The organism is Mucilaginibacter sp. P4_G9 (assembly GCF_056400985.1).
Genome location: NZ_JBFUKF010000155.1, coordinates 1 through 12,104 on the forward strand (window position 1 = coordinate 1; position 12,104 = coordinate 12,104).

The 12,104-nt window shown below is 40.0% G+C and carries 9 protein-coding genes; 8 read left to right on the forward strand and 1 reads right to left on the reverse strand.

Features of this window, described 5'->3' with window-relative positions; translation table 11 throughout:
• Together AC1DPZ_RS14395 and AC1DPZ_RS14400 are read left to right on the forward strand one after the other, a co-directional pair.
• Positions 1–1,634: alkaline phosphatase family protein (locus AC1DPZ_RS14395; protein ID WP_477404492.1), on the forward strand; the 1,634-nt coding region annotated here is incomplete at its 5' end.
• A 134-nt stretch (positions 1,635–1,768) separates the two neighbouring features.
• Entirely contained in the window at positions 1,769–2,317 is a 549-nt protein-coding gene (locus AC1DPZ_RS14400; protein WP_477404494.1) for a hypothetical protein, read from the forward strand.
• On the opposite strand, the gene AC1DPZ_RS14405 is transcribed toward AC1DPZ_RS14400, so the two are convergent.
• Positions 2,314–2,496, reverse strand: coding sequence for a hypothetical protein (locus AC1DPZ_RS14405; RefSeq protein ID WP_477404496.1), 183 nt, complete (start codon positions 2,494–2,496; stop codon positions 2,314–2,316). The genes AC1DPZ_RS14400 and AC1DPZ_RS14405 overlap by 4 nt on opposite strands.
• 68 nt (positions 2,497–2,564) lie before the next feature.
• Here AC1DPZ_RS14405 and AC1DPZ_RS14410 point away from each other — a divergent pair, with 68 nt between their 5' ends.
• From AC1DPZ_RS14410 to AC1DPZ_RS14435, 6 genes are all read left to right on the forward strand, one after another.
• Positions 2,565–4,802, forward strand: coding sequence for a CRTAC1 family protein (locus AC1DPZ_RS14410; protein ID WP_477404498.1), 2,238 nt, complete (start codon positions 2,565–2,567; stop codon positions 4,800–4,802).
• Positions 4,803–4,888: 86 nt separating this feature from the next.
• Positions 4,889–5,266: a hypothetical protein gene (locus AC1DPZ_RS14415; protein ID WP_477404500.1), complete on the forward strand. Its 378-nt coding sequence runs from the start codon at positions 4,889–4,891 to the stop codon at positions 5,264–5,266.
• Between the two features lie 225 nt (positions 5,267–5,491).
• On the forward strand, positions 5,492–6,697 hold the full coding sequence (locus AC1DPZ_RS14420; protein ID WP_477404502.1) for a hypothetical protein: 1,206 nt from the start codon (positions 5,492–5,494) through the stop codon (positions 6,695–6,697).
• A 446-nt stretch (positions 6,698–7,143) separates the two neighbouring features.
• On the forward strand, positions 7,144–7,968 hold the full coding sequence (locus tag AC1DPZ_RS14425; RefSeq protein ID WP_477404504.1) for a M57 family metalloprotease: 825 nt from the start codon (positions 7,144–7,146) through the stop codon (positions 7,966–7,968).
• A gap of 166 nt (positions 7,969–8,134) precedes the next feature.
• Positions 8,135–10,849, forward strand: coding sequence for a S8 family peptidase (locus AC1DPZ_RS14430; protein ID WP_477404506.1), 2,715 nt, complete (start codon positions 8,135–8,137; stop codon positions 10,847–10,849).
• Positions 10,850–11,606: 757 nt separating this feature from the next.
• Positions 11,607–12,104: carboxypeptidase-like regulatory domain-containing protein (locus AC1DPZ_RS14435; protein ID WP_477404508.1), on the forward strand; the 498-nt coding region annotated here is incomplete at its 3' end.

Below are 12,104 nucleotides of genomic sequence, written 5' to 3' on the forward strand. Positions count from 1 at the left end.
CTTTGTATGTAGCCAATGGGCTTGATAATGCGGTGGCTGTGGTAAAACTGGGTTCAAAATCTTCCGGTAAGGGTTCTGGTAACACCGAGGTAAAGGGTTTTATCCCAACGGAAGCCTATCCCGGCGGGCTTGCTGTAAGTGATAATACCTTGTTTGTTACTAACCTTGAGGGCGAAGGCGCGCGCGTAAGCAGCAAAGAAGTAAGCAAAGCGGGCCTTGATGCCGAATTAAGTAATAACCCGGCAGGGGTTTATAATTCGCACCATCAAAAGGCAACAGTATCTATTATCCCCTTACCCGGTGATAAACAGCTGCAACAATATACTAAAAGGGTGAAGGATCTTAACCTAAGCTTCAGGCAGGAAATTGCACAGTTGCTGCCCCGTAAAAATATTCCGGCACGCCCTGTTCCCGAACGTATTGGCGAACCTTCGGTTTTTAAACACGTGCTATACATCATCAAAGAAAACCGTACTTACGACCAGGTTTTAGGTGATATGCCCGAAGGTAACGGGATGAAATCGCTTTGTATCTATGGCGATAGCATCACGCCAAACCAGCATGACATTGCACGGAATTTTTTACTGTTGGATAATTATTATGCATCGGGCAAATGCTCGGCCGAAGGGCACCAATGGACGGACGCCGCTATGGTTACTGACTATGTTGAAAAAAGTGTACGCTCATGGTTCAGGAGTTATCCTCATGTGCAGGAAGATGCCCTGGTTTATGATGGCAATGGCTTTATTTGGAACAATGCCGCAGATCACGGAAAAACGGCGAGGATATATGGCGAAGCATGCCAGCCGCATTTTGATAATAAACTCACCTGGACGGATATTTATAATAATTACATGGCTGGGAGTCCCTTTAAGTTTACCAATACCAGCACCATATCGCGGGTAAGGCCCATGTTGTCACAAAACTTTCCCGGTTCTGATGATCATCGGATCAATGAGCAGTTGCGTGCATCGGCTTTTATTAAAGAACTAAATGATTATGAAAAGCAGCCCGGCGATCAACTCCCCAATTTAATGATAATGGCCCTTTCATCAGACCATACCGTTGGCACAAGACCAGGCATGCCAACACCCGAAGCTATGGTAGCCGATAACGACCTGGCCCTTGGCCGCATAGTGGAGTCAGTATCAAAGAGCAGATTTTGGAAAAACACCGTGATTTTTGTTACCGAGGATGACTCTCAGGCGGGCTGGGACCATGTATCGGCGTACCGTACCACCGGCTTTGTGATAAGTCCTTACAGCCGTTTGCAGGGCAAGGTTTCTAAAAACTATAATCAAACCTGCATGGTAAGGTCTATTGAACAAATTTTAGGTATACCACCAATGAATATTATAGATGCTACGGCCATACCCATGTTTGATTGCTTTACAAATAAACCATCAAATTATACCTATAAAAGCTTAAAGAACAAGGTAGCTATCAATAATATTAATCCAAAGCTATCTTCTTTAAAGGGGGCGGCACTACATTATGCACAATTATCATCATTGCCCGAGTATGATCATATTGACGGCGGAAACGATGATGTATTGAACCGGATACTATGGTATGCAGCCAAAGGCAAAAAAGCTTATCCCGCAAAACTGGCCGGTAAGGATGATGATGATTAAGCTTATATAAACCCGATTTAGGTTTAAGCAGAAACGCTATGTATTGTATTAAGCGCGATATTTGTAATTTCAACTTATTTTGATTTATAAATAATAAACCCCATATTTATAAATCATTACCTGAAAAAAACGGCTTGAAAAAGTTTATTGCATTGTTATTGCTAAACATTTACCTCCTGAATATCGGGGGACAACTGGCAGTGCATCAGTATTTGGTTTATAAAACAGATAAGTTTTACAACCAGCAGATTGGCAAAGGTTTATATGATGTTAAAGATCTTACCGAAATAGCAATTCCTATTAACCTGCCCGGTATACATGACTGGAAACGCTTTGAAAATATAGCCGGCCAGATCATGTTTGGTAACACCAGTTACAATTACGTAAAAATGAAGATCACCAGGAACGCTATTCACTTGATGTGCATTCCCAATTACGAAACTACCCGACCGGCTGATAATAATGTAGTAAATGCCAAAGAGCTTAAAGATATACCTGTATCTCAAAAAAATCATGTTCCGTATGGTAAATCAATAATGCTGGATAACCTCAGCTTGTCCTTTGTACAGTTTGAGTTTAATTGCCCTATAAAAAAGGTGCGGCAAAATGTTGTGCAACCCGTACAGTCCCTGGTTCATTACCACCAGGATATTCCTGAACAACCACCCAAAACTTCCTGCTAATATTCCTCCTCATTTAATTCACTTTGGGTATGCCCATTTGGTGTATTTGAATGTATTTTAATTGACAGGTACCTGTGCCCTGTGTTTGGCGCCTGCAAATAAATTACAGCATTCCACTTCAAATCCGGCAACCCGTTAATCAGCTTTAATTTGTTATGATGCTTTGTATGCCAGGGCATTAGGCTAATTTATCAATACTTTAGGTAATGTAAGCCGGGAGGTTTACAACTGCAGTAAAAACAACCATATGAAATTAAAAATAATACTGGCATCAACGCTCGTTGTAGCGTTGGGCTTCACTATAATCGCATCAAGTCAAAGCTCTTCGCATGACGAAATGGTTCAAATACTTGAAAGAATTAAGCAAAAGAATAATAATATTCAAAACCCATTTAACCCCGAAGTTAAGATTGCATATTGCGATTCGGTACTCAAAATTGGGATTAATAATCAGGATTCATACCTGTGGGCTTCAAAGGCATCGCTTCTGCTCATGAAAGGGGAAGAACAACAGGCCGTTAATATTTATGAAAATGTATTGAGTAAACTGGATTTTATGCCAACAGATGCCGTCTTCTCTGAATCGGGCATTGCTTACATGCGCCTTGGCGAGCGCAGCAATTGTATGCTTAATCATACCGGCTCGTCCTGTATATTCCCAATTAAAAATGATGGTGTTCATAAGCTCCAGACCGGTTCGAGAAAAGCAATTGAAACCTACAAAACCATGTTAAAAATGCATCCCGATGACCTGGAATCAAAATGGCTTATTAACATAGCCTATATGACGCTGGGCGAATACCCGCAAAAAGTGCCCAAAAACTTGTTGATCCCAGGCTTGAATGCTGATAGCGTAGCAAGCATAAAACCTTTTAAAGACATTGCCCCAAGCTTAGGTCTTAACGTTAATGGCCGCGCGGGTGGTGTTGCTATTGATGATTTTAATAATGATGGATACCTGGATATCATAACATCGGGATGGGACCTGAGCGATCCTATGCACTACTTTAAAAATAACAAGGACGGCACATTTRGCGACCAAACAGAGCAAAGCGGGTTAACCGGGATAACAGGAGGGTTAAATATCCAGCAAACAGATTTCAATAATGATGGCAACGTCGATCTTTTTGTGTTGAGGGGAGCCTGGCTCACCAGGGGATTTGGAAATCAGCCCAGCTCGTTATTGCGTAATAACGGCGATGGCACCTTTACCGATGTAACCATACCAAGCGGCTTGCTTTTCTTTCATCCTACCCAAACAGCCACCTGGGCCGATTTTAATAATGATGGCTGGCTTGATGTTTTTGTGGGTACCGAAACCTCAACCCAAATACTCGATGCAAATTCATCTCCCTGTGCATTATATATTAATAACCATAACGGCACTTTTACCAATGTTACCGAGACCGCCCATTGCAATATCGTATCATTTGTAAAAGGCGTTACATCGGCCGATTATAATAATGACGGCTACCCGGATATTTTTATTTCAACCATGACCGGCAATAAGTACCTGCTCAAAAATAAAGGCATAAAAGGAGGGGGTGTTGAATTTGAAGATGTTACTGAACAGGCGGGGATTGCGCAAAATAAAGAGCGGACGTTTACAACCTGGTTTTATGATTATAACAATGATGGCTGGCAAGATATTATCGTAAGCGACTACCAGTTTAAATACTCCCTGGGATATTATAGCGCGGCTGCAGCATCAGGACATCCCGTACCTAATGCAGGTAATGTGTTCTTATATAAAAATAACCAGAACGGCACTTTTACCAATGTAACCAAAGAGGTTGGGTTAGATAAAGTGGTATACAGTATGGGGGGCAACTTTGGCGACATTGACAACGATGGCTACCTTGATATGTATTTTGGAACAGGCAACCCCGATTTCAGGTCATTGGTGCCTAACAAAATGTTTAAGAATGTTGGCGGGAAAAAATTTATTGATATAACAACATCTTCGCGTTTAGGCAATTTGCAAAAGGGGCATGGCATTGCTTTCGCCGATCTGAGAAATGTTGGCAGACAGGATATATTTGCCGAAATGGGGGGAGCTTATATCGGCGATTCGTATACCAGTTCGTTATACCTTAATCCCGAAACCAATGATAATAACTGGATAAGTTTAAAGCTTGACGGTGTAAAAGCAAATAAAGCGGCCATAGGCAGCCATATTAAACTAACATTTACAGAAAACGGCGTTAAAAGAAGCGTTTATAAAGATGTAAATTCGGGCGGCAGTTTTGGGGCATCTCCGTTAAGGCAGGAAATCGGGATAGGCCGGGCCAAATCAATTGATGAAATTGAAATAAAGTGGGCCGGAAGCGGCACCGTTCAATATTTTAAAAATGTATTACCCAACCAGTTTTTGCACATTACCGAAGGGGTAGATCAATTTAAAGCAAACCAGCTTGCCAAATTAACATTTATAGATAAGCAGGATATGTCGCTTTGTATGCCCATGACAGCCAAAATGAAGTAGGCAGTATATTTATATTAAAAGTTCATTGTATGCATTTTTTAATATTCGATTAAAATCAGCTACATTTAAATAAAATAACTTAAACGATGAAAAAATTATTGTTAGTGTGCTGTATGTTAATCGGATTAACAGCAGCAAGTAATGCACAAAATAATGTAGCTGCTGCAAAGCCCGAAGAAAAAGCTAAAGAGTTGCAAAAACAGTTGAAACTTACTGACGTGCAGACCACTAAAATAGCGGCTATTTACAAGGAGTCATCAGAAAAATTTGAAAAGATAAAAGCCGATACTCACGGTGATAATGCAAAAATGGTGGTTGCCATTGAGCCTTTGCGTAGCGCTACCATTAAAAAGATCAAAACTGTTTTAACACCTAAACAGCGTGTAAAATATGATGCACTGGTAAAAGGCGCGAAAAACTCGGGCGGCAATGGCTGGAGTGATGGTTGGAGCGCAAGTAAATAATAGGTTAATGATATTTTAAACCGGAATCTCCTTTCCCGTTTAAATAAATATCCTTCAGGTTGAAAGCCTGGGGGATTTTTTATTGATTGAAATTCCAATTCAGGGCTTATAGAAGCTAAACAGCATGTTGAGTTAATGTTAAGTGAGGGTATATTTTGTGTTAAAATATAATATACAAAGCTGTTTTATTATCAGTAGCTTTAATATAACCAATTATAAAGTTCCATGATCAGGCATATTAATGTATTATATACATTGTTGCTGATCTTTACACTGTCAGCAGTTTACGGCCAGGGCAAAGATCAAAGGATCTGCATTGAGTTTTACCAGGGTACTTTTAATAGCCAAATAGACAGTACCATATGGGTTGATGTTCCGGTACAATTAACGCCGCAGGTTGTAACATCATTTTATACGAAAGTAAATGCCGGGAATTATAAACCTGTAATTGATTCATTAACGGCCTATAAGCAGAGGAATCATTTAAACGACTGGCTTTATTATCAGTTGATCCGCAAAGTAGCACAGCAAATTAGTCCTAAGGAAAGCAATTATAGCAGTTATACATTGTATAAGTGGTTTTTGCTGACCAAATCKGGCTACGATGCCCGTTTGGCTTTAACATCAAATAAGGTAATATTTTACGTTTTTAATAATGAGCAGGTGGAAGATATTCCATTCTTCAAGTTTGATAATAAAAAGTACGTATGCCTAAATTATCATGATTATGCAAATACCGATCTTAACCTGGACCCGCCGGTACCTGTACCTGTAAATATTCCGGAAGCTGTAAATGCTTTTTCCTATAATATAAAAACGATGCCTGATTTTAAACCGGAAGATTACTTTGAGAAGGAATTGCAGTTTACCTATCATAACAAGGTTTATTATTTTAATATAAAACTGAACAGGGAGGTGGAAGCCATTTTTAAAAACTACCCGGTAGTTGATTTTGGATCGTATTTTAATATTCCGTTGACTAAAGAAACCTACGGATCGCTTATCCCGCTGTTGCGAAAAAATATAAAAGGAATGAATCAAAAAAAGGGGGTGGACTACTTAATGCGGTTTACCCGCTATGCTTTTTTATATGAAACTGATGAGCAGAACTTTGGGAAAGAAAAACGCTTATCGCCCGAAGAAACATTGTTTGAAAAATATAGTGATTGCGATGACAGGGCCGCTTTGTTTTTTTACCTGGTTAAGGAAATTTATAATTTACCCATGATTGCCATTTTGTATCCTACACACATTACTATGGCTGTGCAGTTTGATAAACCCGTTGGCAGCCCTATAATTTACAAAGGGAAAATTTATTCGCTTTGCGAACCAACGCCTCAAAGCCAAAACCTGGCAATAGGGCAGTTATCAGATAAATTGAAAGGGAAGCCTTATGAAGTGGTTTACCAATATACACCCGCTATTAAATAGCATGGGTTAAGCATGTTTACAGATATTAACTGCGGATCTCTGCGTGCTTATGACCTGTTGTAGAACCCCAGACTTACGAAGTTTTAAAAACTTCGTAAGTCTTCGTCGATTTGTCATTCTTTCGTTCAGAATCCGCGGAATTTTGTCACTACCCCCATGACGCAAGAAGTATAAAACACGCTATCAATAGAATTTAAACTGGCCCTTTAAAAGGACCTATTCTTTAGCGTTATTGATAACGATGAAACCGATAACTTTTTTTATCCAACATTTGTTTTTTGAAAAATTAAAGTTAATTTACAATTAATTGAGAATTAACTTGTAATTATAAATTAATTGTTGAGGAGGTATAGCTTTTTGATAAAGTTTTACTGTTTTCAATTGCTGGCCAGCCAATTATAATTCTTAAGAGGGAAACTTTATGAAAATAATTTAACACAAAAAACATGAAAAAAAAGGTATTACTAACAATTGCTTTAGGTGTAGCTTTTAGTGCATCTATGTTCTTTTCCTGTACAAAGAATAGCAGCAAACCGGCTCCAAAGAGCGACGAAGTTTCGGCCGATGTATTAAAAAGCATAGCCAACCTTGGGTTTAGCACCGATGATGTCAAAAAACGGGACGGCGGTTATTTGGTTGAGGGCGATATTCTTTTAACAACCGCCAACTTATCAGAAACCAGCACCAGTCCTAATTTAAGGATTGCCGAAACAGAGCAGTACCGAACCACAAACCTGGTTAAAAACCTGCCAAGAACAATTACGATTTCTGTTTCAAATTTACCAACGGTTTACGCAACCGCTACCAGTAATGCAGTTGCCCGCTACAATGCTTTAGGCCTTACAATCACTTTTCAGATAGTAAGCAGTGGCGGCAATATCCAGGTTATTGGGTTTAACGAAGGGCCAAGCGGCGGTTATATCACATTGGGCTCATCGGGTTTCCCTACATCATCCGGCGATCCTTACAACCAAATCCAAATGAATACCAATGCCCAGGCTTATGGCACCAACCCGGATGTGAATTACCTTACCTCGGTTTTGCAGCACGAAATAGGGCATTGCATTGGTTTTAGGCACACCGATTACATGAACCGTGCATTTAGCTGCGGCGGACGCAGATCAAATGAAGGAAGCGCTGGTATTGGTGCAATTAATATCCCAGGCACCCCAACTAAAGCAGATGCGGCGTCATGGATGCTGGCTTGCTCTGACGGCACCGACCGTACTTTTAATCCAAACGATAAAATTGCTTTAAATTATTTGTATTAAAAAAGTATCCGGCTCATACATTTGTACTATATGAATCTACTATAAGGGAGGGCATTGCCCTTCCTTATTTTTATTTATTTAAAGCATGGGTAAAAAGTTCCTGTTTTGTGTTATTCTAATTTTATGCTTTAAATATTCCTGGTCGCAAAAACCTATCAGCGATAAAATGGTCATTGATCTTTACGCGTCGGCAAGTAACATGCCTGCTGCCGATTCGCTTAAATATTATGTCGTTAAATTCTTAAAACCTTCAGCTGCCAACCAGGAAAGAAGCCGTATTGTTAAAAGGATTTCTTATAACTATTACATAGTAGCCTCAACTATAGTTGTTGAACCAGGCGGGAATGTTGCTGCCGCGGCACCGGCTAATTCATTATGGAAAGCATCAGATAACCTGGTTCTGTTTTCTCAAAAACATCCAAATAGCAATAGACTGATCAACGTTGATGTTACGGTGAGTAACCCAGCTGCTATCAGCCAGGTAGCGCAGTATGGGAAGATAACAGGCACAAATGGAAATAGGGTTAACGTAAGTATTCCCATAAATAAGCTAAAGGAAATACTACAGCAGCAGTATGTGATTTTTGCAGATAACACCCGGCAGGCGCATGAAGAACTATCAATAAGCGATATTGACCTGGGCGCTAATGCTATAAATGCTATCGGCAGTAATTATCCCGAAATTAACGGGCAGGGTATAAATGTAAGTATTAAAGAAGACCGGTACGATGATGATCTTGATTTGCTTGGAAGGTCATTTGATTCTTTTCCGGCATCCGCAACAAATTCGGGGCACGCCACCACTATGGCCACACTCATTGGCGGTAATGGAAACTCATTTATAAAAGGACTTGGTGCTGCACCCCAGGTGCGCTTTACGTCTTCAAACTTTAGTAATTTATTCCCCGATAGTATAGCCATTTTTAAGACATTCCATATCAGCCTGCAAAATCACTCCTATGGAACAGGCATAGAAAACTATTATGGAGCCGAAGCCGTAGCCTATGATAAACAGGTAGCAGATAATGACACCATTATTCACGTATTCTCCTCTGGAAATATTGGTACAACGGCGCCATCAACCGGGATTTATAACGGTTTGGCGGGTACAGCAAATTTATCGGGCGATTTTAAACAGGCTAAAAATGTTTTTGTAATAGGCGGAACAGGCCGTACCAATTTACCTGAGGACCTGAGTTCGGCCGGCCCGGCTTATGACGGCCGTATAAAACCCGAACTTGTAGCTGATGGTGAAGATGGAACCTCGGGCGCAGCAGCGCTGGTATCGGGTACCATTGCCTTATTGCAACAGGCATATAAATTACAATATGGGCACTTACCTTCGGCAGCTTTAATTAAAAGTGTGCTTATTAATGCAGCAGATGATATTGGCAATACGGCGATTGATTTTAAAACCGGCTATGGCAGGCTAAATGCTCTTGAAGCTTTGCGTACTATAAAGGAGAGCAGGTTTGGCAATGGCTCTGTAATTGATGGCCAGCAAAAAGACATCAGTATAACGGTACCATCAAATTGCCGCGAACTTAAAGTATCAATTGCCTGGAATGATTTGCCTGCAGTGCTTAATGCGCCCAATGCATTGGTTAATGATCTTGACCTGTATGTTTCAACTCCTGATGGGAAAACTATTTTACCCTGGACCTTGAGCTCCTATCCCGCTATTGACTCCCTGCAAAAGCCAGCGCAACGGCAACGGGACACATTAAATAATACCGAACAAGTATCCATGATAAACCCGGTAGCCGGTACATATACTATACACGTAAAGGGACGCAAAATTCCTTCGGGTTCGCAAAAGTTCTATTTTGCATATCAGGTAGCCCCAGCCGATAAGTTTGAGTGGATATATCCCAGTGTCGCCAGCCAGCTTTTTGCAGCTGATGTTAATTACCTGCGCTGGCAAAGCTCATATAATACAACAACCGGCAAGCTTAGCGTAAGCTACGACCATGGTTTAACCTGGCAGGCAATCAAAACAGTTAACCTCAAGAGCAACAATTATACCTGGACAGCTCCGGATATATTCGGCACTGCTATGTTTAAAATGGATATTGATGGCAAAGCACAGGTGAGCGCAGAATTTAATATTTCAAAACCTGTTAATCTTAATGTGGGCTATAATTGCATAAACGGAACTTTGTTACACTGGTCGCCCCGGGAAGGTAGTACCGGCTATGTTGTTTATAGCATAAAAGATAACCTTTTGCAGCAACTTAAAACAACAACCGATACTATGCTCATTATTCCCACGGAGCAGCAAACGTCAAAATATTTTGCGGTAAGCGCCAAAGGGAATGGTTTTGAAGGGTTAAAAGGCTATACTATAGATGCTACGGTGCAGGGTGTTGGCTGTTATGTTAAAACATTGCTGGCAAATGTTGCTGATAATAAAGTGCTGTTGAGCCTTAGCCTGGGAAGCGTGTTAAATCTTAAAACAATCACCTGGGAAAAAATGACCGGGGCCGATACCTTTACAGCAATAGGTACAACGTCCATAGTAACAAATCAGCTTAGCTACCAGTTTACAGATGCAGCGCCAAAGCATGTTCAATACTACAGGGCTAAATTAATAACAAGAGATAACCAGGTTATTTATTCGGACCTGGCCAGGGCCATTGTTTTGCAAAGCAGGCAGTTTGCCGTTTTTCCTAACCCGGTAAATACAGAATTTACTGTTTTAAGCGGCGATATTAATAATTATGATTTTAAACTTTATGATGCAGGCGGTAAGCTTAGTATGACCAAAGTACTCAATAACCTTCAAAATGTTATTCCCGTAAATCTTAATCCCGGTATATATGTTTATGTAATTGCCTTAAACGGGAATGTTGTGTATAATGGGAAGATGATTAAGCTTTAAGCTTATAGATTATACCTTGCTTCTTGTTCATGAATGCTTGCGCTCAATTTCAGCAAGAAATCCGCGGCGCTCAGTTTAATTTCACTCCCAATATTGTATTTTAAAACCCCGAGGTACAAGAGATGCTGATGTACCCATTTTTCGATGAGCAACGAGAAATAGTTGCCAATATTGTTTGCGGTTGACTAAGGGCGTGTTACCAACGCGCTCTTTTTTTATTAACACGTTATTTATTAGGTTTTTGAATTTTGTAACAAATTAATTACTTTTAAAGAAAATAGTATTAAATAGTGACTTTTTATATAATATATACTTGATAATAATTCGTTTTGGCTTTCAGCTATGATTATTATTATCGAAAAAAATACTGTTTGAATACCCCTCCCCTCGGCATTCACGGAGAGTGTTAACGGCGTTGCATTTGAAGGGTAAATCATTTTTTCATTTGCAATGCGCTTGTGGTTAATTGATTAAATAAATTTTGTTTTAAACCGATATTAAAATAAACGGGGAAAATGCCTCGCGCATTTTCCCCGTTCTAATTAACTTAATTAACTGTCTTATTATTAACTAAATGTTTTTAGTCATTGATAAGAACGAACAAATGAGCGAAATGTTATATTATCTCATTGAAAAATATTCTTTGAGGTTAATAATATTTATGTAAAGGAAACGTTACAATTATTAATTGATTTTATTATAAATCTCCAGTAGGTTTATCCCTCAAAGTTTTAACTAATAACTAATCTATCTATTCATGAAAAAAAGTCTACTTACGACTTTGTGCATTTTGTGGTTGGCTGTAACGCAGCTATTTGCGCAAAACCATACCGTAACCGGAAAGGTTACGGCCAAAGAAGATGGCTTACCGCTGCCAGGCGTATCAGTAAGCATTAAGGGCACCACAACCGGAACCCAAACCGACGCAAATGGAAGATTCTCCTTATCGGTTCCTGATGGCACAGTTTTAACATTCAGCTTTATTGGTTACGTTCCTCAATCGGTACCTGCAAATGTTACTCCATTGAATGTTATATTAACTACCTCAAGCCAGCAACTTGGCGAAGTGGTTGTAACAGGCGCCCTTGGTTTAACCCGTACACGTAACCAGCAAGCCTATGCTGCCCAGCAGGTATCGGGCGAAGAGGTAAGTAAAACACGCTCATCAAATTTTGTTGAAGGTTTATCTGGTAAAGTTTCGGGTCTCGAGATCAGGCRAAATAATGGTCTGGGCTCGTCAACCAACGTGGTGATC

Excerpts from the sequence above, each read along its gene's own strand:
- AC1DPZ_RS14405 (WP_477404496.1), bottom strand. The coding sequence starts at position 2,496 with ATGCCCTGGCATACAAAGCATCATAACAAATTAAAGCTGATTAACGGG.
- AC1DPZ_RS14415 (WP_477404500.1), top strand. The coding sequence starts at position 4,889 with ATGAAAAAATTATTGTTAGTGTGCTGTATGTTAATCGGATTAACAGCA.
- AC1DPZ_RS14425 (WP_477404504.1), top strand. The coding sequence starts at position 7,144 with ATGAAAAAAAAGGTATTACTAACAATTGCTTTAGGTGTAGCTTTTAGT.
- AC1DPZ_RS14430 (WP_477404506.1), top strand. The coding sequence starts at position 8,135 with ATGGTCATTGATCTTTACGCGTCGGCAAGTAACATGCCTGCTGCCGAT.